Annotated in this window: 1 protein-coding gene; it reads left to right on the top strand. The window is 41.7% G+C overall.

The genetic code is table 11. From position 1 onward, the window contains the following. A partial coding sequence (locus RMT89_RS41725) for a glycosyltransferase N-terminal domain-containing protein (RefSeq protein WP_315888973.1) occupies positions 1-350 on the top strand: 350 nt, incomplete at both ends.

Raw genomic sequence — 350 nt, 5'->3', positions numbered from 1 at the left:
TCTTTCGACGAATCAAGCCTTCAGTGTTATTAATTATAGAAACTGAGTTATGGCCTAATACGTTACATACTGTTGCTCGATTTGGAATCCCTATCATAGTCGTCAATGGTCGATTGTCTGAAAAATCACTAGATAATTATCGTAAATTGAACGCACTCATTCGCCCAGCCTTGACTCATATCACTTGTTTATTATCGGTACATCAGCAGGACGCACAGCGTTTTGAAAGCTTAGGCGTTGCAAAAGAGAAGATTTGGGTCACCGGATCGTTAAAATACGATATAACATTGGATCCCGCTTTGCCCAGTCAAGCTGGCCATTTGAGAGAACAGTTGGGTAATCATCGCGCG

Source organism: Streptomyces sp. P17 (assembly GCF_032436805.1).
Lineage (GTDB): Bacteria > Actinomycetota > Actinomycetes > Streptomycetales > Streptomycetaceae > Streptomyces.
This window is presented reverse-complemented; position numbering and strand designations above follow the sequence as displayed.